Origin of the sequence: Actinosynnema sp. NPDC059335 (genome assembly GCF_042752395.1) — a bacterium.
Classification (GTDB): domain Bacteria; phylum Actinomycetota; class Actinomycetes; order Mycobacteriales; family Pseudonocardiaceae; genus Actinosynnema.
This window is the reverse complement of record NZ_JBHYXZ010000141.1, coordinates 1-21,371: the sequence shown is the minus strand read 5'-3', so window position 1 is coordinate 21,371 and position 21,371 is coordinate 1. Positions and strand designations below refer to the sequence as shown.

24 protein-coding genes are annotated in these 21,371 nt (G+C 73.2%); 7 read left to right on the top strand and 17 right to left on the bottom strand.

Annotated elements, in window-relative coordinates:
* Positions 1-132 precede the first annotated feature (132 nt).
* From ACFXGA_RS31875 to ACFXGA_RS31865, 3 genes are read right to left on the bottom strand one after another with little or no spacing between them, the layout of a single operon-like run.
* Positions 133-792 (bottom strand): response regulator, encoded by a 660-nt coding sequence (locus ACFXGA_RS31875; protein ID WP_378094358.1) that lies wholly within the window; start codon positions 790-792, stop codon positions 133-135.
* A gap of 10 nt (positions 793-802) precedes the next feature.
* A complete protein-coding gene (locus tag ACFXGA_RS31870; protein WP_378094356.1) occupies positions 803-2,386 on the bottom strand; it encodes a GAF domain-containing sensor histidine kinase in 1,584 nt (527 codons plus the stop codon).
* Between the two features lie 48 nt (positions 2,387-2,434).
* Complete coding sequence (locus ACFXGA_RS31865) at positions 2,435-2,833, bottom strand: pyridoxamine 5'-phosphate oxidase family protein (protein WP_378094354.1); 399 nt, start codon at positions 2,831-2,833, stop codon at positions 2,435-2,437.
* Between the two features lie 113 nt (positions 2,834-2,946).
* On the opposite strand from ACFXGA_RS31865, the gene ACFXGA_RS31860 reads away from it, so the two are divergent.
* Entirely contained in the window at positions 2,947-3,786 is an 840-nt protein-coding gene (locus ACFXGA_RS31860) for an arylamine N-acetyltransferase (RefSeq protein WP_378094352.1), read from the top strand.
* On the opposite strand, the gene ACFXGA_RS31855 is transcribed toward ACFXGA_RS31860, so the two are convergent.
* The 4 genes from ACFXGA_RS31855 to ACFXGA_RS31840 are packed head-to-tail and all read right to left on the bottom strand — an operon-like array spanning position 3,783 to position 7,021.
* Positions 3,783-4,289, bottom strand: a complete 507-nt coding sequence (locus ACFXGA_RS31855; protein ID WP_378094350.1) for a hypothetical protein — start codon at positions 4,287-4,289, stop codon at positions 3,783-3,785. The genes ACFXGA_RS31860 and ACFXGA_RS31855 overlap by 4 nt on opposite strands.
* Positions 4,286-4,867 carry a hypothetical protein gene (locus ACFXGA_RS31850; protein WP_378094348.1) on the bottom strand — a complete coding sequence of 194 codons (582 nt, stop codon included), beginning with the start codon at positions 4,865-4,867 and terminating at the stop codon, positions 4,286-4,288. Before ACFXGA_RS31850 ends, ACFXGA_RS31855 begins: the two co-directional genes overlap by 4 nt.
* Positions 4,864-5,829, bottom strand: coding sequence for a methylmalonyl Co-A mutase-associated GTPase MeaB (gene meaB / locus ACFXGA_RS31845; protein WP_378094346.1), 966 nt, complete (start codon positions 5,827-5,829; stop codon positions 4,864-4,866). Before meaB ends, ACFXGA_RS31850 begins: the two co-directional genes overlap by 4 nt.
* A gap of 4 nt (positions 5,830-5,833) precedes the next feature.
* A complete protein-coding gene (locus tag ACFXGA_RS31840; RefSeq protein ID WP_378094345.1) occupies positions 5,834-7,021 on the bottom strand; it encodes an acetyl-CoA C-acetyltransferase in 1,188 nt (395 codons plus the stop codon).
* 125 nt (positions 7,022-7,146) lie between these two features.
* On the opposite strand from ACFXGA_RS31840, the gene mce reads away from it, so the two are divergent.
* Positions 7,147-7,590 carry a methylmalonyl-CoA epimerase gene (gene mce / locus ACFXGA_RS31835; protein ID WP_378094343.1) on the top strand — a complete coding sequence of 148 codons (444 nt, stop codon included), beginning with the start codon at positions 7,147-7,149 and terminating at the stop codon, positions 7,588-7,590.
* Here the strand turns inward: mce and ACFXGA_RS31830 are convergent.
* Entirely contained in the window at positions 7,587-8,144 is a 558-nt protein-coding gene (locus tag ACFXGA_RS31830; protein WP_378094341.1) for a TetR/AcrR family transcriptional regulator, read from the bottom strand. The genes mce and ACFXGA_RS31830 overlap by 4 nt on opposite strands.
* 161 nt (positions 8,145-8,305) lie before the next feature.
* On the bottom strand, positions 8,306-8,668 hold the full coding sequence (locus tag ACFXGA_RS31825) for an SPW repeat protein (RefSeq protein ID WP_378094339.1): 363 nt from the start codon (positions 8,666-8,668) through the stop codon (positions 8,306-8,308).
* A gap of 212 nt (positions 8,669-8,880) precedes the next feature.
* Here ACFXGA_RS31825 and ccrA point away from each other — a divergent pair, with 212 nt between their 5' ends.
* Positions 8,881-10,194 (top strand): crotonyl-CoA carboxylase/reductase, encoded by a 1,314-nt coding sequence (gene ccrA / locus ACFXGA_RS31820; protein WP_378094337.1) that lies wholly within the window; start codon positions 8,881-8,883, stop codon positions 10,192-10,194.
* 69 nt (positions 10,195-10,263) lie between these two features.
* Positions 10,264-11,604 (top strand): chromosome segregation protein, encoded by a 1,341-nt coding sequence (locus tag ACFXGA_RS31815; protein WP_378094335.1) that lies wholly within the window; start codon positions 10,264-10,266, stop codon positions 11,602-11,604.
* A 16-nt stretch (positions 11,605-11,620) separates the two neighbouring features.
* Here the strand turns inward: ACFXGA_RS31815 and ACFXGA_RS31810 are convergent, their stop codons facing one another.
* The 3 genes from ACFXGA_RS31810 to ACFXGA_RS31800 form a co-directional block, all read right to left on the bottom strand.
* Positions 11,621-12,331 (bottom strand): alpha/beta fold hydrolase, encoded by a 711-nt coding sequence (locus ACFXGA_RS31810; RefSeq protein WP_378094333.1) that lies wholly within the window; start codon positions 12,329-12,331, stop codon positions 11,621-11,623.
* Between the two features lie 657 nt (positions 12,332-12,988).
* A complete protein-coding gene (locus ACFXGA_RS31805; RefSeq protein ID WP_378094331.1) occupies positions 12,989-13,747 on the bottom strand; it encodes an alpha/beta hydrolase in 759 nt (252 codons plus the stop codon).
* A gap of 89 nt (positions 13,748-13,836) precedes the next feature.
* Entirely contained in the window at positions 13,837-14,130 is a 294-nt protein-coding gene (locus tag ACFXGA_RS31800; RefSeq protein WP_378094329.1) for a hypothetical protein, read from the bottom strand.
* A gap of 52 nt (positions 14,131-14,182) precedes the next feature.
* On the opposite strand from ACFXGA_RS31800, the gene ACFXGA_RS31795 reads away from it, so the two are divergent.
* Positions 14,183-14,599, top strand: a complete 417-nt coding sequence (locus ACFXGA_RS31795; RefSeq protein ID WP_378094327.1) for a hypothetical protein — start codon at positions 14,183-14,185, stop codon at positions 14,597-14,599.
* Positions 14,600-14,604: 5 nt separating this feature from the next.
* Positions 14,605-14,811, top strand: a complete 207-nt coding sequence (locus tag ACFXGA_RS31790; protein ID WP_378094325.1) for a zinc ribbon domain-containing protein — start codon at positions 14,605-14,607, stop codon at positions 14,809-14,811.
* Positions 14,812-15,063: 252 nt separating this feature from the next.
* Here the strand turns inward: ACFXGA_RS31790 and ACFXGA_RS31785 are convergent, their stop codons facing one another.
* From ACFXGA_RS31785 to dhaK, 5 genes are all read right to left on the bottom strand, one after another.
* Positions 15,064-15,645 carry a DUF3558 family protein gene (locus ACFXGA_RS31785; RefSeq protein WP_378094323.1) on the bottom strand — a complete coding sequence of 194 codons (582 nt, stop codon included), beginning with the start codon at positions 15,643-15,645 and terminating at the stop codon, positions 15,064-15,066.
* A 249-nt stretch (positions 15,646-15,894) separates the two neighbouring features.
* Complete coding sequence (locus ACFXGA_RS31780) at positions 15,895-17,673, bottom strand: 3-hydroxyacyl-CoA dehydrogenase family protein (RefSeq protein ID WP_378094321.1); 1,779 nt, start codon at positions 17,671-17,673, stop codon at positions 15,895-15,897.
* A gap of 124 nt (positions 17,674-17,797) precedes the next feature.
* Positions 17,798-18,469 carry a dihydroxyacetone kinase phosphoryl donor subunit DhaM gene (dhaM, locus tag ACFXGA_RS31775; RefSeq protein ID WP_378094319.1) on the bottom strand — a complete coding sequence of 224 codons (672 nt, stop codon included), beginning with the start codon at positions 18,467-18,469 and terminating at the stop codon, positions 17,798-17,800.
* Positions 18,466-19,095, bottom strand: a complete 630-nt coding sequence (gene dhaL / locus ACFXGA_RS31770; protein ID WP_378094317.1) for a dihydroxyacetone kinase subunit DhaL — start codon at positions 19,093-19,095, stop codon at positions 18,466-18,468. Before dhaL ends, dhaM begins: the two co-directional genes overlap by 4 nt.
* Positions 19,095-20,096, bottom strand: a complete 1,002-nt coding sequence (gene dhaK, locus ACFXGA_RS31765; RefSeq protein ID WP_378094315.1) for a dihydroxyacetone kinase subunit DhaK — start codon at positions 20,094-20,096, stop codon at positions 19,095-19,097. The genes dhaL and dhaK overlap by 1 nt, the downstream gene beginning before the upstream one ends.
* Positions 20,097-20,249: 153 nt before the next feature.
* Between dhaK and ACFXGA_RS31760 the strand changes: the two genes are divergently transcribed.
* Positions 20,250-21,230 carry an ABC transporter substrate-binding protein gene (locus tag ACFXGA_RS31760; RefSeq protein ID WP_378094313.1) on the top strand — a complete coding sequence of 327 codons (981 nt, stop codon included), beginning with the start codon at positions 20,250-20,252 and terminating at the stop codon, positions 21,228-21,230.
* Positions 21,231-21,371: the final 141 nt, after the last annotated feature.

Genomic DNA, 21,371 nt, shown 5'->3' with positions numbered 1-21,371 from the left:
GCGCGTCGCGGCGCGGGGCCCGCCCCTCTGCCCCGGGGGTTGGCAGCGGCTCCGAGCGGCCTGCCCGCCGGCGCGGCACGCCGTCGGGTCCGAGCGGCCGGCTCGGCCGCGCCGCCCACTTGCCGACTCGGCTCAGAACGGTCCCGGCGCGCCGCCCGCCTGCCGGCGGCGCGCGGCGTAGACCCCGGCCTCGGTCCGGCGGTCGAAGCCGAGCTTGTGCAGCAGCGAGGAGACGTAGTTCTTGACCGTCTTCTCGGCCAGGAACAGCCGGTTCGCGATCTGCCGGTTGGTCAGGCCCTCGGCGATCAGGTCGAGGATCCGCCGCTCCTGCGGGCTCAACGCCGCGTAGCGCGGGTCCTCGACCGGTCCGCCGCGCAACCGTTGCAGCACGGTCGCGGTCACGCCGGCGTGCAGCAGCGAGCCGCCCGCGGCCAGCGTGCGGATCGCGGACACCAGGTCGTTGCCGGAGACCTGCTTGAGCATGTACCCCGCCGCGCCCGCCATGATCGCCCCGAACAACGCCTCGTCGTCGGAGTACGAGGTCAGCATCAGGCACGCGGGCGGCGGCTGGACCGTCGACCGGATCTCGCGGCACACGGTCACGCCGTCGCCGTCGGGCAGCCGCACGTCGATCACGGCCACGTCCGGCCGGTGCCGGGCAGCGGCGGCCACGGCCGCGGCGGCGCTCTCCGCCTCGCCGACCACCTCGATGTCGGACTCCACCGCCAGCAGTTGCTGCAACCCGCGCCGGACGATCTCGTGGTCGTCCACCAGCAGCACCGAGATGGACATGAAACCCTCCCTACACCGACACCAACGGCACGGACCACGTGAGCGTTACGCCCCGGCCCTCGATCGACTCGACCTCGCAGGTGCCGTCCCAGCGCGCCGCCCGCGCCGTCATGTTGACCAGGCCGCCGGTGTGCCGGCCCCGGCCCGGGGGCAGGCCGTTGCCGTCGTCGCGCACGACCAGGCGCAGGTTGGTCGCGGCGCGGTCCACCGCGACCTCCACCTCGACGTTCTTCGCCGACGCGTGCCGGGCGGCGTTGGCCAGCGCCTCGCGCAACGTCGCCAGCAGGTCGGGCCGCACGTGGTCGGGCACCACCGAGTCGATCGGCCCGTCCAGCGCCAGCGCGGGCTCGAAGCCGAGCAGCCGGGCCGACTCCTGGACCACCTTCATCAACTGGGCGCGCAGGTCGGCCGCGCCCGCCGGCGGTTCCTGGAGCGAGAAGATGGTGCGCCGGATCTCCCGGATGGTCTGGTCGACCTCGGTGACGAAGTCGGCCAGCCGCTGCGCCACCACCGGCTGCTCGACCAGCCCGTTCATGCTCTGCAACCCCAGGCCCAGCCCGAACAGCCGCTGCACGACGAGGTCGTGCAGGTCGCGCGCGATGCGGTCGCGGTCCTCCAGCACGGCCAGCCGCCGACCGGCGCCGGTGGCCCGGGTGAACTCCAGGATCAGCGCGGCCTGCCGGGCGAACGACTCGACCAGCGCCACGTCCGAGGCGTCGAACGCCCGCTGGTCGCGGGCCCGCGCCACCATCAGCACGCCGAGCACCCGGTCGCCCGCGGCCAGCGGCGCGAACACCACCGGACCGACCGGCTCGGCGTGGCCGGGCAGCCCGTCGAGCACCCTCGCCCTGCCCGTGTCGAACACCTCGCGGGCCGGGCCGCCCTCGGCGGACGCGCTGAACCCGCGCACCCGGCCGTCCACCACCCGCACCTCCAGCCCGCCCTGCACGTCGGGCAGCGCGAGCAGCGCGGTCACCCCGTCGGCGGCCAACCGGGCGCGCACCGCGACCAGGCGCAGCGCGTCCCGGTCCGGGGTGCCGGTGAGCAGCGCGTTCGTCACCTCGTTGGACGCCCGCAACCACACCTCGCGCTGCCGCGACCGCTCGTAGAGCCGGGCGTTCTCGATCGCGATGCCCGCCGCCGCGGCCACCGCCTCCACCACCTCGCGGTCGGCGCGGGTGAAGTCGGAGCCGTCGGCCTTGTCGCTGAGGTAGAGGTTGCCGAACACCCGGCCGCGCACGGGCACCGGCACGCCCAGGAAACCGGGCCGGGACGGGTCGAACGCGGTCGGCTCCGCGCCGGCCCGCTCGACGTCGGTGTGGTGGTGGCCGTCGCCGGGGGTGTACTCCAGCAGCTGCCGGTCCGGGCCGACCACGGCCAACGCGCCGTAGCGCGCGCCGACCAGGCCGCACGAGGACTCCACGGTGCGGCGCAGCACGTCGGGCAGGGACAGGTCGCTGGCCAGCGACACCACCGCCGCCAGCAGCCGGTGCAGGCGCTCCTGCGTGTCGACCACCTCGGCGGTGCGGTCGGTCAGCTCGCGCAGCAGGCCGTCCAGTCGCATCGAGGCGTTCGCGTCCGGGGTTCCGGCCACCCGTGACCACCCTCCGGGTAGGGAGAGCACCGAGGTTAACGCGTTCCCCTAGGGGATGCGACGGCCCGACAGCACCTCCAGGTCGACGACCAGGTAGTGGTCGCCGCGGCCGTGGCCGCGCGAGGGCAGCGGCAGTTGCCGCATCCGGGCCAGGCGGGCGCGCTCCTCGACCTCGGTGACGTGCCCGACCGCCATCACCGACCAGCCGCGGGACAGGTCCGGCGCGACGTCGTCGATCTGGAACGCCACGATCGTGTCCCGGGCGACGAGGGTCGCGCTGCCGTCCGGCACGCGCAGCACCACGCACTCGCCGTCGAGCGCGAACACGACGGGGTGCACCACCGGCAACGCCTTGTCGGTGTAGACCAAGCGGCCGATCGCGGCCGAGCCGAGCAGCTCCAGGCACTCGTCGCGCGACAGCACCTGCAGCCCAGCGGAGTCGTACATCGCACCTTCTTCGTCCCCCGGTCGACGGGATAAACGTTCGGCGCTGTGATCGTCCCTGCCTAGAGTCGGAAGTCCCGGCTTCGACGCTTCCCACCCGGACGGGGGATTTCCAGATGGTCCCGGTCGACGTGCCCGCCTTCCTGCGCCGCCTCGGCGTGCCCGACGCCGAACCACCCGGCGTGGCCGCGCTGACCCGGCTGCACCGGGCGTTCGTCGAACGCGTGCCCTACGAGACGGTCGACATCCAGCTGGGCCGCGTCACCTCGATCGACCCGCGCGACTCGGTGGCCCGCGTGCTGGCCGGCCGGGGCGGGTACTGCTTCCACCTCAACGCCGCGTTCGGCGAGCTGCTGCGCGCGCTCGGCTACCGCGTGACCCGGCACGCGGGCGGCGTGCAGACGACGCCGGACGTCGAGCCGGCCATCAGCCGCAGCCACCTCGCGCTCACCGTGCGCGACCTGCCGGACTCCGACGACATCTGGTTGGTGGACGTCGGGCTGGGCGACGGTCTGCACTCGCCGTTGCCGCTGCGGGAGGGGGTCCACCGGCAGGGGCCGTTCACCTTCGAGCTGGGGCCGTCGCCCGCCGCGCCGGGCGGCCGGCGGTTGCGGCACGACCCGCGCGGCAGCTTCTTCGCCATGCACTTCGCCCCGGAGGAGGTCGGCATGGAGGTGTTCGCCGACCGGCACGTGCACCTGTCCACGTCGCCCGAGTCGGGGTTCGTGCGCACGTTCGGCGTGCTGCGGGCCGACGCGACCGGCCGGGACGTGCTGCGCGCGCTCACCCTGTCCCGGATCGGGACGACGACCACGAAGACCGTGCTGGACGACCGGCGCGACTGGTTCACCGCCCTGGCCGACGTGTTCGGGCTGGTCGTCGCGGCCGACGACCGCGACCCGCTGTGGCGCAGGGCGGTGTCCCAGCACGAGGCGCACCTCGCGGCGACGTCCTAGGCCACGGGGTGCGGCACGAAGCCCTGGTAGACCTGCGCCGCGAACCGCTTCAGCGCCAGGTCCAGCATCTCGGCGCCGACGTCGTCGGGCAGCTTGGTCCAGTACCCGTACAGGGTCTTCGGCACGCCGCGGTAGGTGGCGGCGAAGGCGTTCGGGTCCCTCGGGACCAGGGTGAGCCACAGCGACGGGTTGGGCGCGTGGTCGCGCGCCAGGGCCACCGAGGACAGCTCGTACCAGGGCACCGCCCAGGAGGCGTTCTTCTCCTCCCAGCGCAGGCCCTGGTGCTCGACCAGCAGCCGGCGCACCCTGGCCCGGCGCCGCCACACCCCGCCGCCGATCAGCCCGCCGAGGGCCACCAGCGGCCCGACGAACATCGCGGCCAGGTGGCCGTCGGCGTAGGACAGGAACATCAGCAGGACCCCGAAGAGGGTCAGGCCGAGCTGGACGGCGAGCGCGACGCGCCGCTCGGTCCGGCTGCCGAAGGGGATCTCGACCTCGTTCACGACAACCCCACAGTGAAGCCCTCGTCCTGGACGCCCCGGTACAGGGCGGGTGCGAAGCCCAGCACGGCCCGCTCGACCACCGGGACCAACGCCGCCGCGTCGCCCAGCGGCAGCCGGTAGGCGCCGTCCTCCCGGGCCAGGTGCGCCATGTCCGCGTGCCGCGCCCGGAACCCCCGCGGGTCGGCGGGCAGCAGGTCCAGCCGGACCATGGTCTTGCGCAGGACCGCGTCGGCCGGGTCCACGACCCGCTCCCGCGTCCGCGAGATCCGCACCGCGCCCAGCTCGTGCCACGCCACCGCCCACGGCGCGCCGGCCGGGTCGTCCCACCGCACGCCCGGCGCCTCGAACACGAGCTTGCGCGGCCGGGACACCCTCTTCCAGTTCAGCACCGCCGCCGGCGCGATGCCCGTGAACGCGAGCCCGATGACGAGCGCGATCGTCCCGCCCACGCCCTCGCCGCCCGCGTACGCGCTCACCGCGCCCACGAGCGCCACCACGCCCAGCGCGCCGGACACCGCGCCGCCGACGATCACCCGCCGGGTGTCCCGCGCGCCGATGTCCACCACCACAGGTGTCATGCCCCCACCCCCTCGACCAGTCGATCAGCCGCAGCGTAGGGGTCCAGCTCGCCCGCCACGACCCGTTCGGCGAGCGTGTCGAGCGCGGACGCGCCGCGCAGCCCGCCGATCCGGGACCGCAGCCGCGCCAGCGCGATGGCCTCGATCTCGCCCGCAGCCCTGGCGGCGCGGCGTCGGGCCAGCTCACCGCGCTCCACGAGCCAGGCGTGGTGGGCGTCGACGGCGTCCACGACCTCGGCCACGCCCTCGCCGCGCGCGGCGACCGCCTTCACCACGGGTGGCCGCCAGCGACCTCCCTCGCGGTCCCGGCGGCCCAGGGAGATCATGTGCTTGAGGTCGCGCGCGGTCTGGTCCGCGCCGTCCCGGTCGGCCTTGTTCACCACGAACACGTCGGCGATCTCCAGGATGCCCGCCTTGGCCGCCTGGACGCCGTCGCCCATGCCGGGCGCGAGCAGCACCACCGTGGTGTCGGCCAGCGACACCACCTCGACCTCGGACTGGCCGACGCCCACCGTCTCGACCAGCACCACGTCGCAGCCCGCCGCGTCGAGCACGCGCAGCGCCTGGGGCGTCGCCCAGGACAGCCCGCCCAGGTGGCCGCGGGTGGCCATGGACCGGATGAACACGCCGGGGTCGGTGGCGTGCTCGCCCATCCGCACCCGGTCGCCGAGCAGCGCGCCGCCGGAGAACGGCGACGACGGGTCCACGGCCAGCACGCCGACCCGCAGCCCGCGGGCCCGGTAGGCCGCCACCAGCGCGGAGGTGGACGTGGACTTGCCCACGCCGGGAGCGCCCGTCAAGCCGATGACCCGGGCGTTCCCGCAGAACGGGGCCAGTGCGCCCGCCACCTCCCGCAACTGGGGACTGGCGTCCTCGACCAGCGAGATCAGCCGGGCGACCGCGCGCGGTTGCCCTTCGCGCGCGCGGTCGACCAGCTCGGCTACGTCAACGGTGCGGGCCACACCTTCAGACCTTCGGCACGCGGACGATCAGGGCGTCGCCCTGACCACCGCCGCCGCACAGGGCGGCCGCGCCGACGCCGCCGCCGCGGCGCTTCAGCTCCAGCGCGAGGTGCAGCGCGATGCGGGCCCCCGACATGCCGATCGGGTGGCCGAGCGCGATCGCGCCGCCGTTGACGTTGACCTTGTCCTCGGAAATGCCCAGCTCACGGGTCGAGACCACGCCGACCGCGGCGAACGCCTCGTTGATCTCGACCAGGTCCAGGTCGGTCGGGTCGATGCCCTCCTTGGCGCACGCGGCCTTGATGGCGTTCGCGGGCTGCTCGTGCAGGCTCGCGTCGGGGCCCGCCACCACGCCGTGCGCGCCGATCTCGGCCAGCCAGGTCAGGCCCAGCTCCTCGGCCTTGGCCTTGCTCATCACGACCACGGCCGCCGCGCCGTCGGAGATCTGCGACGCCGAGCCCGCGGTGATCGTGCCGTCGGCGGCGAACGCCGGGCGCAGCTTGGCCAGCGCCTCGACGGTGGTGTCGGCGCGCACGCCCTCGTCGGTGGCGAACAGGACCGGGTCGCCCTTGCGCTGCGGGATCGCGACCGGCGCGATCTCCTCGTCGAAGACGCCGTTGCCCGCGGCCTTCGCGGCGAGCTGGTGCGAGCGGGCGGCGAACGCGTCCTGCTCCTCGCGGGTCAGGCCGTAGCGGGCGTTGAACTTCTCCGTGGAGGCGCCCATCGCGACCTGGTCGAACGCGCAGAACAGGCCGTCGTGGGCCATGTGGTCGAGCATCGTGACGTCGCCGTACTTGAACCCGCCGCGCGACTTCGGCAGCAGGTGCGGGGCCTGCGTCATCGACTCCTGGCCGCCCGCCACCACGATGTCGAACTCGCCCGCGCGGATGAGCTGGTCGGCCAGCGCGATCGCGTCGATGCCGGACAGGCAGACCTTGTTGATCGTCAGCGCGGGCACGGACATGGGGATGCCGGCGTTCACCGCCGCCTGGCGCGCCGGGATCTGGCCCGCGCCCGCGGTGAGCACCTGGCCCATGATCACGTACTGCACCTGCTCGGGCGCGACACCGGCGCGTTCGAGGGCCGCCTTGATCGCGACGCCGCCGAGCTGGGCGCCGGAGAAGTCCTTCAACGACCCGAGCAGTCGTCCCATCGGGGTACGGGCCCCGGCGACGATGACGGAACCGGACACAGCGGCCTCCACAGCGGGTGTAAGCGGTTGTTAACACGCCACGATACCCAGGGTTACCGCCGGGTAGCCGTGTGAGGCGTCGCACAGCGGGGCCTGCACCGATTCGGCCAGTAGCCTTCCGGGGCATGGAAGAACTCCGCGGGCTCGTCACCGCCATCGACCACGTCGGCATCGCCGTGCCCGACCTCGACGCCGCGATCGCGTTCCACCGCGAGCACTTCGGCCTGGAGGTCGTGCACCAGGAGGTCAACGAGGAGCAGGGCGTGCGGGAGGCCATGCTGCGCGCCCCGGGCGACGACGGCGCGGGCGCCGCCGTGCAGCTCCTCGCCCCGTTGACGCCGGAGTCCACGATCGCGAAGTTCATCGGCCGGTCCGGGCCGGGGCTCCAGCAGCTCGCCTACCGCGTGTCCGATGTGGACGCGGCGGCCGACGCGCTGCGGGCCAAGGGCTTGCGGCTGCTGTACGAGCAGGCCAAGCGCGGCACCTCCGACAGCCGGGTCAACTTCGTGCACCCCAAGGACGCGGGCGGCGTGCTGGTGGAGCTGGTCGAGCCCGCGGCCGGGCACTAGGGCCGTTCGAGGGCGGCGGCCACGAACGACAGCTCCAGGTCCATCCGGTCGTCGTCCGGCGCGTGCCGGGCGACCGAGTGCCGGTAGCTGACCGCGAGCCCGAGCAGCGCGGAGGCGCTGTCCACGTCCTTCGCGGCCACCGCCGCCCCGCCCGCGGCGACGATCACGTTGCGGATCTGCCGCACCACCGACCGGTACCGCTCGTGCAGCGCGTCGCGGACCGCCTTGTGCGTGTCCGCCTCGCGCCACAACAGGTGGCTCAGCAGCGGTGACGCGTCGAGCCGGGCGTCGAGCGCGGCCACGAGCCGGCGCAGGCTCTCCGCGATGTCGCCCACCACGACGACCCGCCGCGCGTCGACGGTGCCGTCCGGCAGGCGCTGCACGAGCGCGGCGAGCAGGTCGGACTTGCGGCGGAAGTAGTAGTGCACGAGCCCTTTCGGCACGCCGGCCCGTTCGGCGATGCGGGAGGTCGGCGTCGCGTCGAACCCCGACTCGGCGAACAACTCCTCGGCCGCTCGCAGGATCCGTTCCCGGGCCGACGAGTCCTCTGCCAACGCTGTGCCCTTCCTCGGTGCGGGCCCACGGCGGGTGCCGTGGGCCCTGGTTGCCCGCGCCCTCGCGGGGCGCGCCCTCTCAGGCCGTGCCGTTCCCGGCCGTGCGGATCCAGCCGGGCGGATCCGGGCGTGCCGATCCCGACCGTGCCGCCCCTGCGGGCTCAGGCCGTGCCGGCGACCCGGCCGCCGTGCGCCGCGTTCGCCAGCGGCAGCGCCATGGCCCCCGCCGCGACGGTCAGCACGCCGCCGATCCAGGAGACCCACGACGCGCCCGTCAGGTCGCTGTAGCCGATCACCCACGGCGAGATGAACAGCAGCACGCCCAGCAGCATCTGGAACCACTCGCCGAACACCATCCCGGGCATCGCGAGCGACGCGAGGCCGTCGATGGCGATCAGTGCGCCGAGCACGATCATCGTCCACATGGCCCCGGTGGTCGTCTCCACCACCAGGGGCGAGAGCAGCACGAGAGCGCCGATGACGACCTCGGCCCAGTCCTGCCACCTGGTCCACGCCTTTGTCATGACTCGCACCTCCGTCCCGTCGATCGGACACCTCCGATGGTCCGCTTGATTGGCCACCCGGTCAAGGAACCGCGGGCCGATCGGGCGAAAGGCCAGTGCGGTGGCTCACAGCGCCGCATCTGAATCGGTTACCGATGGGTAACCTCCGGCCACTCGCGTGGACCTCTAGAGCCCGCCACCCACCATCCCGGAGCCCCTTGGGAGGGAACGCCGTGCAGAAGATCCTCGACGCGATCCTCGCGGACGAACTGGACGCGATCGGATCGCTGGACGTACCGGAGAGCTACCGGGGCGTCACCGTGCACGCCGACGAGGTCAGGATGTTCGAGGGTCTGGCCACCAAGGACAAGGACCCGCGCAAGTCGCTGCACGTCGACGAGATCGCCACACCGGAGCTGGGCCCCGGCGAGGCGCTGGTCGCCGTGATGGCCAGCGCGATCAACTACAACACGGTGTGGACCTCGATCTTCGAGCCGCTGCCCACGTTCGCGTTCCTGAAGAAGTACGGCGGGCGGCACGACCAGCCGTTCCACGTGGTCGGGTCGGACCTGGCGGGCGTGGTGCTGCGCACCGGGCCGGGCGTGAACGCGTGGAAGCCCGGCGACCGGGTCGTCGCGCACTGCCTCGACGTGCAGCTGGAGCACCCGGACGGGCACGCCGACACCATGCTCGACCCCGAGCAGCGCATCTGGGGCTTCGAGACCAACTACGGCGGCCTCGCCGAGATCGCGCTGGTGAAGGCCAACCAGTTGATGCCCATGCCGAACCACCTGACGTGGGAGGAGGCGGCATCACCCGGTCTGGTGAACTCCACCGCCTACCGGCAGCTCGTGTCGGCCAACGGCGCGAACATGAAGCAGGGCGACACCGTGCTGATCTGGGGCGCGTCCGGCGGCCTCGGCTCCTACGCGACCCAGTTCGCGCTCAACGGCGGCGCGACTCCGGTGTGCGTCGTGTCCTCGCCGGAGAAGGCGGAGATCTGCCGCCGGATGGGCGCGGAGCTGATCATCGACCGCACCGCCGAGGGCTACCGGTTCTGGAAGGACGAGCACGAGCAGGACGTGCGCGAGTGGAAGCGGCTCGGCGCGAAGATCCGCGAGCTGACCGGCGGCGACGACCCGGACATCGTGTTCGAGCACCCGGGCCGGGAGACGTTCGGCGCGTCGGTCTACGTCGCCCGCAAGGGCGGCACGATCGTGACCTGCGCGTCCACCAGCGGGTACCTGCACCAGTACGACAACCGGTACCTGTGGATGCACCTCAAGCGGATCGTCGGCTCGCACTTCGCGAACTACCGGGAGGCGTGGGAGGCCAACCGGTTGATCGCGAAGGGGAAGATCCACCCGACACTGTCCAAGGTGTACTCGTTGGAGGACACCGGGCAGGCCGCGCACGACGTGCACCGCAACGCCCACCAGGGCAAGGTCGGCGTGCTGGCGCTCGCGCCGGAGGAGGGCCTCGGCGTGCGCGACCACGAGCTGCGGGCCCGGCACCTGGACGCGATCAACCGATTCCGGGGCGTGTAAAGCGGAATCACTCCCGATGTGCGGCGCTCGGGTGACCGCCGCGCATCGGGAGCGGGTAGCGTCTACGCCATGGGCCTCGCCGACGACCGTGACCTCGTCCCCCTGGGATCCGGCTTCGACATCGTCAAGCGCGGGTACGACCGCGCCCAGGTCGAGGACCACCTGGAACGCCTCGACTCCGACCTGCGCCTGCTCGCCGCCGACCGGGACGCGGCGGTCTCGCAGACCAACGACCTGGCCCGCCAGCTCGAGGCGGCCCGGTCGGAGATCGCGGAGCTGCGCGGCCAGGTGGAGCGGCTCTCGCTGCCGCCCACCACGTTGGAGGGCCTGAGCGAGCGGTTGCAGCGGATGCTGCGGCTCGCGCAGGACGAGGCGAACGAGATCAAGGCGCGGGCCGAGGCCGAGGGCGGGCACATCCGCGCCAAGGCCGAGGCCGACGCCGGGGTGCTGCGCACCCGGTACGAGAAGCTGATCGCCGAGCTGGACCAGCGGCGCGCCGACATGGAGGCCGAGCACCGGGGCGTGCTGGAGACGGCGCGGGCCGAGGCCGAGCGGATCGTGGGCGAGGCGCGGGCCGAGGCGACCCGGTTGGACGAGGAGTCGCTCCAGCGCCGGACCACGGTCGAGGAGGACTTCGAGATCGCGATGGCGGCCCGGCGGGTCGAGTCGATGAAGACGCTGGCCGAGCAGGAGGCGTCGTCGAAGGCCGAGGCGGAGCGCCGGCTGCGCGAGGCGGCCGAGGAGGCGGCCCGGGTGCGGGCGCAGCTCGCCCAGGAGCAGGCCGCGGCGAACGCCGAGGCCCAGCGGCTGGTGCGGGAGGCGACCGAGGAGGCCAACCGGCGTCGGCACGACTCGATCAGCGAGGCCACGGCACGCGTGCAAGAGGCGACCGACGAGGCGAACCGCCGGGTGCGCGAGGCGACGGAGGAGGCGAACCGGCGCGTCACGCAGGCGACGCAGAAGGTGGACGCCCTCCGCCAGCTCCGCAACCGCCTGTCGCAGCAGCTGCACGCGGTCAGCTCGGCCCTGCACGACGTGACGCCGCTGCTGGACCCGCTGGACGAGGAGCGCCCCAAGCCCCCGCAGCCGGCCACCCCTCAAGCGCCCGCTGCCGGGGCGACCTCCGCACCGGCCCCGGGCGCACCGGCCCCCGCCGCCTCGGGTTCCGCACCGGCATCCGGGTCGGCCTCCGCGCCGACCGCGTCGGCACCCGGGTCGGGCTCGACGCCGGCCGCCGCGCCGCCTGCCGCTCCGGCCGCCGGCGCCACCGCGGCGAAGTCGTCGGCCAAGCCGGAGCCCGCCCCCGCCTCGACCGACCAGTCCCCCGCGGACGCGCCGAAGCCGGCCCCGGACGGCCCGACCCAGAAGATCGCCCGCCCGAACCCGAAGGCGCAGTCGGCCAAGCGCTGAACCGCGCCGCGGCGGGTCAGACCCCGACGCGCCGTCGCCAGTCGAGCACGGCGGCGGCGAAGGCGTCCGGCGCTTCCAGGGGCGTCAGGTGACCGACACCGGGCAGCTCGACGTACTCGCCGTGCCGCAACACCCCGGCCATCTCCCGGGCGAGCGCGGGCGGCGTGAGCGCGTCGTGCTCCCCGACCAGCACGAGCGCCGGCACGTCCACCCGCGCCAACACGTCGGTCGACTCGGGCCGCGCCGCCATCGCCCGCTGCGCCCACACCACCTCCGCCGGGTCCTGGTCGAGGATCAGCTCCCGCACCCGACCGACCACGGCCTCGTCCGCCGCCGGCCCGAGCAACCCGCCCACCACCGTGTCCGGCACCCAGTCGAGCCCTTCCGCCTCGACGCGCGCCGCCATCGCCATCCGGTTCGCCCGGCCCTCCTCGGCGTCCGCGCCGGCACGCGTGTCGGCCAACACCAACCCGGCCACCCGGGACGGCTCGCGCCGCAACAGCGCCATCGCCACGTACCCGCCCATGGAGCACCCGCCGACCACCGCCCGCTCGATCCCCCGCGCGTCGAGCAACCGCAGCACGTCGTCCGCAATCGCCACCAGATCGGGTGAACGATCACCGCCGCGCTGGTCGGGTGTGATCGGTTTCAGCAGGTCACGGACCCCGTCCCACATGCGTGAGTCGAACGGGAACGCGTGCAGCAGGACGAGCGGAACAGATTCCATGCCCGGAATTGTCGGACCCCCTCGTTAGCTTCGTCCCATGACCTCCACGCCAACCCCGACCGACCGCCTCCCACCCGGGCGCACCGGCGGGGTCGGCGCACGCCGGGCGACCGTCGCACCGACGAGCCGCCCAACCCCGGGCCGCGGCGAGGTCGGCGTGCAGCCGGCAACCGCCACGCCGGCGACACCCCGTGCCTCCCCGAACCTGGCCGGGGTCGGCGCACACGCGGCGACGACCCGCTCCCCCGGGAACCCCGGCGGGTTCGCCGTGCGGCCGGCAACCGTCGCACCGACGGCACCCCGCTCCACCCCGAACCCGGGCGAGGTCGGCGCACACCCGGCAACCGCGGCACCCCGCTCGATCCCGCACCCCGACGGCGGGTCGTGCTCCGTGGCGTCGGCTCGGCGGGTGGAGGTCCGCCCACGACCGCACCGGCCCGATGCCCGACACCGGGTCCGGGGGGCGGCACGCGCGGCCGTCGACCGGGTGCGCGGGGTCGGGCCGGTCAGGATCGGCGCCGATGGCGGCACCGCGCCCTCCCTGCGCGTCGCGGGAAATCCGGAGCCCGCGGAGGAGCAGACCTCCGCGAGCGAGCCGGCTCCCGCGCACGTGGGCGACAGCCGCGCCACCGGGGGGCCGGTGCCGGTCCGGCGGCGTCAGGGGGCCGCGATGGCCACCTGATGCTGCTCGTGGGGGCCGGACCAGGTGCGCGGCAACGGCGTGGGCACCTCGGGCACGGCCGCGGACACGATCGCGTCCAGCACCTCTTCGGTGTGCCCGACCATGAGGTGCTTGGCGCCGGGGAAGTCGACGACGTCCGCGGCCGGGAGGTCCGCGCCGAACCGCCGCCTGGCCTCGGCCGGGGGCAGGTAGGTGTCGAACTCCGGCACCAGGCACACCACCGGTTTGCCCGCACGAGCCCACGTCCGCAAGTGCTCGGCCCTGCTCCACCGCAGAGGAGGTGAGATCAGCACGGCGCCCTCGACCACCGGGTCGCACCCGTGCATCAGCGCCAGGTCGGTGCCGAACGACCAACCCACGAGCCACACCGAGGGCAGGCCCCGCTCCACCGCGAACGCCAGGGCAGCGGCCACGTCGAACCGCTCGCCCACGGCGTGGTCGAACGCGCCCTCACTGCACCCGGCCGCGCTGGCCGTGCCCCGCGTGTTGAACCGCAGCACCGCGAGGTCCGCCAACGCGGGCAACCGCCACGCCGCCTTGCGGTAGAGGTGGGAGTCCATCATCCCGCCGTGCGTCGGCAAGGGGTGCAGCAGCACCACCGTGGCCCGGGGCTCCCGGTCGACGGGCAAGGCCAACTCCCCGACGAGCGACAGCCCGTCCCGGGTCCGCAACACCACCGCTTCCCGGCGTGCCGGGAGCACGGTGTTGGCCTTGATCGGAACTTCGACACCCACCGAACCATCGTGCCACCCCGCGGCCGGCGCACCCCGCCGCGCCCCAACGCTCGGACGGGCTCGCGGGCCACCGGATCGTGCACGCAGCGTCACCAACGACGCGAGGTCGGACCCCTCCGCGTCCGCGACGCCCAGCAGCCCTGGTGCCAGTGACGGCGGTCCTCCACCGAGCCGTAGTCGGCCGCCGGCCACGCGACCACGTGCGGCGTGCCGGGACGGATCTCGTGGTCGCAGCCGGGGCAGCGGTAGGTCTTGGTGGTCGCGGTGCCCGAAACGTTGCGCACCAGCCAGTCGCCGTCCGGGCCGCTCTCGGCCCTGGCCCAGCCGTGGCCACCGATGGGTGACGGCTCGTCCGGGCGTTGCGGGCGGTTACGACGGGGCACGAGCAATGAGGGTATCCGGGTTCGCGCTGGGTGATCGCCTACGGTCCACTGGGTGAGCAAGTGGCAACGTGTCGCCCTGACCGCACTCCTGCTGATCGAAGTCGCCGTGACGCTGGTGCCCGCCCTGCGGGGGCTGCTGGTCGAACCGTCGCCGACAGGCGTCGCCCGCGGCGACACGGCCCGCCCGGTGCTCGACGGCGCGGACATGCCGGTCGGGCAGCCACGCGGGCTGCGCCAGGGCGTGCTGCTCGGCTCCACGATGTTGCTGCTGGTCACCGCCCTGTCCGCGCTGGCCCCGGTGTGGCTGCGCCCCCGGTCGCGGACGTGGGTCGCCACGTTCGCCGCCACCCACCTCGCCGCCGCCGTCCTGGGCTGGGTGCACAGCCTGCCGCTGTTGACGCTGCTCGCCACCGTGTCAGCCGTAGGGGTGCCCGTGCTGGTGCTCGCACCCCCGCGCCGGGGACAATGACGGACGTGCCCACCTACGAATTCCGTTGCAAGGCGTGCGGCTCGACCTTCGACGTGAAGCGGTCGATGGACGACGCCTCCGCGCCCGCCACTTGCCCGAACGGCCACGACGACACCGTCAAGCTGCTCTCCATGGCCGGCCTCGGCGGCAAGGCCGCCGCACCCGCCGGCGGTGGGGGTGGCGGCTGCTGCGGTGGCGGCTGCTGCGCCTGACCCGACACCACGCACCACGGCACGGGTCCGGGACCGCCGCGCACCACCGCGGTCGTCCCGGACCCGCCGCACGCGAGCAACCGGCCAGTCGAGAACGACGGCGCCGAATCCCGCCGATCAACCACCCGGACCGATCGCGCAACCGAACCGATCAGGCAACCGAGCCGATCACGCAACCCGAGCCGATCGAGAAGCCGGGCCCATCGAGAGCCGCGCCGATCAGCCGGCCCGGCCGATCACGAAGGCGGCCGATCAGGAAGCCGGTTCCTTGTCCAGCAGCAGCTGGGCCACCTTCTTGCCCTGGTCGCAGATCGCGCCGAACCGCGCCGACCCGTCGATCACGATGATCCCGATCCCGCCACCGGCGTAGTCCATCACCAGCACGCACGACGGCTGCACGGACGTGTCCGTGGTCCGGTCGAAGTAGGTCACCTTCCGACCGCCCAGGTCGAACTCGCCGTTGCTCTGCTCCAACGTGATCGCCCGCCCCTCGCGGAACCGCAGCGTCACGCCCACGTCCAGCGACCCGACCGACGTCTGCCACTTGCAGGACTGGTCGAACGTCTTGTCGTACCCCGTCTCCGTGGGCTTCGCGTTCTTGTCCGGCACGTCGTAGGGCAGGTCCTTCCACCCGATCAACGAGCAGATGTCGCCGACGTCCCCGGTCGGCTCGTCGGACGGTTCGGCGGACCCCGTCGGCGTGGGCCTGGCCGACGTGAACGGCGGGTCGACGTCGAGCACCTGCTCCGCCACCGGGGTGCCGTTGACCGTGTACGCGCAGGCGCTCGTCAGACCGAACGCCGCCACCAGGAGCGAGATCACCACACGCCGCATGGTGACCACGATGCCAAACGCCGAATCCCGCCACGTCATCAGCCCGCACTTCACGCCCCTCGGGTCCACGCCGACCCACACCGCGCACACCCGGAAGCCGCACCGCACACACCGCCGCGCCATGCCCCCGCGCACCCCGGCCCGCACTCCTGCGCAGCCCGGCCCGCATCCGGCCGACACCCTCGCGCACCCAGCCCGTGCCCCGAGCCCGCGCCCCGGCCCTCACCCAACCGGCACCCGGGCAGGCGCTCAGGCCGCGTAGTCGCGGAACCCCTTGCCGGTCTTGCGCCCCAACCGCCCGGCCTTCACGAGGTGCTCCAGCAACGGCGCGGGGGCGAAACCCGCCTCGCGGAACTCCAGGTACAGCGTCCGCTCGATGGCCAGCGACACGTCCAGCCCCACCACGTCCAGCAGCTCGAACGGCCCCATCGGCAACGAGCAGCCGACCTTCATCGCGTTGTCGATGTCGTCGGCCGTCGCGTAGTGCGCCTCCAACATCTTCACCGCGTCGTTGAGGTACGGGAACAGCAGGGCGTTCACGATGAACCCCGCCCGGTCGCCGCAGTGCACCGGCACCTTGCCCAGGTCCAGGCACACCCGCCGGGCGGTGGCCACGACGTCCGCCGCCGTCGAGATCGTCTCCACCACCTCGACCAGCTTCATCACCTGCGCCGGGTTGAAGAAGTGCAGGCCGACGACGTCACCGGGCCGCGCGGTCGCCGCGGCGCACTCGATGACCGGCAGCGAGGACGTCGTCGTCGCCAGCACCGCACCGGGCTTGCACACCTCGTCCAACGCCTCGAACACGGCCTTCTTGACCGCCAGTTCCTCGGCGACCGCCTCCACCACGAGGTCGCAGTCGGCCAGGTCCGAGAACTCCACGACCGGCACGAGGCGGGCCAGCGCCGCGTCCCGGTCCTCGGCCGACAACCGGCCCCGCGCGACCGCCTTCTCCAACGACTTGCGCACCTTGCCCACCGCCGCGGCGGCCTTCTCCTCCGACCGCGCCCGCAGCACCACGTCGTACCCGCGCTTGGCGAACACCTCGGCGATGCCGGTGGCCATGGTCCCCGTGCCGATCACGCCGACCCGCTGGACCTCCCGCGCCGGCGCCGCCTCCCCGGACGCGACCGGCGTGAGCACGTCCGGCACCACGACCGGGGAGTCCGGACCGTCGTAGGTGTAGAAGCCGCGCCCGCTCTTGCGGCCCAGCAACCCCGCCGTGATCATCTGCTTGAGCAGCGGCGCGGGCGCGTGCAAACGATTGCGCGACTGGTGGTACATCGTGTCCAGGATCTCGTACGCGGTGTCCAGCCCGATCAGGTCGAGCAGCGCCAGCGGACCCATCGGGTAGCCGCAGCCGTGGCGCATGGCGGCGTCGAGGTCCTCCCTCGTCGCGTAACGGGACTCGTACATCCGCACCGCGTGGTTGAGGTAGCCGAACAGCAGCGCGTTGGCGATGAACCCGGCCCGGTCCCCGATCACGACCGGCGACTTGCCCACCCCCTCGGCGAACGCCACCACGTCGGTCACCACGTCCGGCTCGGTGACGACGGTGCGGATCACCTCCACCAGCTTCAGCACCGGCGCGGGGTTGAAGAAGTGCAGGCCGACGACCTTGCCCGGCCGTCCCGTGTGGACACCGATCTCGGTGATCGACAACGACGACGTGTTGGACGCGAACACCGCGTCCGGGCGGCAGATCCGGTCCAGCTCGGCGAACACGGCGGCCTTCAGGTCCATCCGCTCGGGCACCGCCTCGATGACGAGGTCCACGTCGGCCAACGCGTCCAGCGACGTGGCGTACGAGATGCGGCCCAGCGTGGCGTCCCGCTCCTCCGCCGAGAGCTTGCCGCCCGCCACCGCGCGGTCCGTCGAGTGGTCCAGGTGGCCGCGCCCGCGGGCGAGACCCGCCTCGTCCACGTCCACCGCCACCACGGTGATGCCGGTCCGGGCGAGGACTTCGGCGATACCGGCGCCCATCGTGCCGAGACCGACGACTCCGACCGTGTTGAACTGGCGCGACACTGGGTACCTCCCACTCGACGGAGTGGCTACCGAACGGTAACTTGCCGCGACTATCCCACGGTCGTCACGCATCGCTCACGTGAGCTTCACCATCGGTATCGAGCAAGTAATCGGTCCAGCGAGGTCACTCGTCGAACCGGCGCGCCGCCAGTTCCTCCACCCTCCGCACGGCTTCCGCCGCGTCCGCGCCCGTCGCCACGACCTCCACCCGGGCCCCGCCCGGCGCGCCCAGGCCCATCAGCGCCAGCACGCTCTTGCCGTCCGCGGACTGCTCCCCGAACCGCACGACCACCGAGGCGTCCAACGGGTCCAACGCCCGCGCGACCAACGCCGCCGGCCGCGCGTGCAACCCGACGGAGTTCGTCAACACCACCTCGCCCCGCACCGACCCGGACTCCTCCACCCCCGCCGCCGGCGGAGGTCCGGCCCACACCGCGCCCGCGTCGGACGCCGCCGCGCCGACCTCCGCCAACCCCGCGCCGCCCTGCGCGCGGACCGCCGCCGCCACCGCGCCCTCGACCAGCGGCGCGTCCACGACCAGCACCGACCCCTCGGCCTCCTCGGCGGCCATGTCGGCCACCATCTTCGCGCTGCCCAGGTCGAACAGCACGACCACGCCCGCGCCGGAATCGGCCCGCGCGATCGCCTCGCCGACGGCCACGTAATCGGTGCCCAGCCCGCCCGAGCCGTCCCCACCCGTGGGCACGATCGCCACCGACGGGGCCATCTGCCCCGCCAACTCGGCCACGCCCTCCGCCAACCGCCGGCTGTGCGACACCACGACGAGCCCGATCACCGCGCCCGCCCCGCCAACGTCCGCAGCACCAACGCCGTCGACCGCGCGCCGGGGTCCAGGTGCCCGGCGCTCCGCTCGCCCAGGTACGACGCACGCCCCTTCCGCGCCACCATCGGCACGGTCGAGTCCGCGCCCATCCCGGCCGCGTCCGCCGCCGCCTCCAACACCTCCGCCACCCCGCCGCCGGTGGCCGCGACCGATTCCGCCGCCGCCACCGCGGGCGTCAGGGCGTCCACCATCGTCTTGTCGCCCACCACGGCCTTGCCCCGCGCCACGACGCCCTCCAGCGCGGCCCGCAACGCCTCCGCCGCCATCGTGCCGTCCACCACCGCCGCATCGCCCACCGAGGTCGCGGCACGCAGGAACGCCGTCCCGTACAGGGGACCGGCCGCGCCGCCCACTGTGGAGATCAACGTCGTCGCCACCAGCCGCAGCACCCCACCGGGCGACGCCGGGACGTCGGTGTCCAACTTGGACACCACGGCCGTGAAGCCGCGGGCCAGGTTCTCGCCGTGGTCGCCGTCGCCGATCTCCCGGTCGAGCCGGATCAGCTCCTCGCGGTGCCCGGAGACGACCTCCGCCACCGCCCGCACCGCGTCCGCCACGGACTCCGCCGTGCACGCCATCAGACGCCCCACCGCAGTGCCGGCGTGTGCACGGGCGCGTCCCACAACTCCAGCATCTCGTCGTCCACCTTCAACAACGTCAGGCTCATGCCCTGCATCTCCAGGCTCGTGATGTACGGGCCGACCAACCTCCGTGCCACGACGATCCCCCGTTCCGCCAGGAGCCGCTCCGCGATGCCGTGCGCCAAGTACAACTCGATCAGCGGCGTCCCGCCCATCGAGTTCGTGAACAGCAGCACCCGGTCGCCCTCGGCGAACGGCAGGTCCTCCAGGACCGGGTCCAGCAGCGACCGCACCATCTCGTCGGCCGACGACACGGGCACCCGCCGCCGTCCGGGCTCGCCGTGGATGCCGATGCCCAGCTCCACCTCGTCGTCGCCCAACGTGAACGACGGCTCTCCCGCGTGCGGCACCGTGCAGGCCGTCAACGCCAAGCCCATCGAGCGCACCCGTGCCACGACCCGACGGGCCAACGCCTCGCACCCGTCGAGGTCGACCCCGCGCTCCGCGGCCGCCCCGACGATCTTCTCCAGCAGCACGGTCCCGCCCACACCGCGCCGACCGGCCGTGTAGAGCGAGTCCTTGACCGCCACGTCGTCGTCGATGACCACCGTGCGCACGTCCACGCCGTCCGCCGCCGCCAGTTCCGCGGCGGTCTCGAAGTTCAGCACGTCGCCGGTGTAGTTCTTCACGATCAACAACGCGCCCGCGCCACCCTCGGTGCGGCTGACCGCGGCAGCCACCTGATCGGGTGTCGGCGACGTGAACACCGCCCCGGGACAGGCGGCGTCCAACATGCCCCGCCCGACGAACCCGCCGTGCAGCGGCTCGTGTCCCGACCCGCCACCCGAGATCACCGCCACCTTCCGGGGCACCGGCGCGTCCGCCCGCACCACCACCGCCGGGTCGTACTGCACGTCCAGCAGGTCGCCGTGCGCGAGGGCCATCCCGCGCAGCGCGTCGACCACCACGGTCGCCGGGTCGTTGATGATCTTCTTCACGATGCCTCCCGATCGACGCTGATCACCCCATTCCTACTCCACCGGCGGCGGCCCGGAAAGCGGGAGCTACGGTGAGGGCACCCTAAGAACAGCAGGTCAGTGACCTAAAGTAGTCGGAGGAACACCGGAGTGTCGAACACCAGGATCGCGGCGTTGCTCCTCGCCGCACTCACCCTCGCCGCGTGCGGCCAGGCCGACACACCCACCGACAAACCGGCGGTGGCCCAGGGCGGTTCGGAGTTCGGCAAGGCGGGCGAGAAGAGCGCGGGCTTCGGCACCGACGCCCGACCCGGCCAGTTCCCCCGCACGATCAAGCACGCCATGGGCGAGACGGTGATCGAGAAGCGCCCGGAGCGCGTGGTCGTCCTCGACGGCGGCGAACTCGACAACGTGGTCGCCCTGGGCGTCAAGCCGGTGGGCGTGGCCTACCCCGACGGCGCGCCCACGATGCCGAGCTACATCGGCGACAAGGCGGGCAACCCGGAGAACGTCGGCGGCATCACCAGCCTCAACCTGGAGACCATCGCCAAGCTCCAGCCCGACCTGATCCTCGGCTCCCAACTGCGCGCCGAACAGCAGTACCCGAAGCTTTCGGAAATCGCCCCCACCGTCTTCGCCGCGCGTCCGGGCTACACGTGGAAGGAGAACTTCCGCCTCAACGCCGCCGCCCTGGACCGGACCGAGGAAGCCGAGGAACTCCTGGCCGACTACGAAGCCCACGCCAAGCAGGTGGGCGAGACCGTCGAAGCCAAGACGGGCAAGCGCCCGACCATCACCATGCTCCGCTTCATGCCGGGCAAGATCCGCCTCTACGCCAAGAAGTCGTTCATCGGCACCATCCTCATCGACGCCAACCTGCCGCAACCGCAAGCCAGCCAGGTGGACGACCTCGCCGTCGAGGTCAGCACCGAGCAAATCGCCCAGGCGGACGCCGACTGGATCCTGATCGGCACCTACGGCGACCAATCCAAGACCGCCCAACAACAGGTCCTGGCCGGCCCCCTCTGGCAAACCCTGAACGCCGTCAAAACGGGCCACGCCAAACCCGTGAGCGACGAAACCTGGTTCCTCGGCCTAGGCGTCCTCGCCGCCGAAGAAGTCCTCACCGACCTCGAACAAACCCTCACCACCTAACCCCACACCCCCACCACCCACCCCAACCCAAGCCAACCCCACCCCACCCACATCGGACCCGCCACACCACCACCGAGGCTCGATTTGACATGGGTTCGGGTGCCTTAGGCTGGACGAAGCCGGCAGGCCTGGCGGGACGCT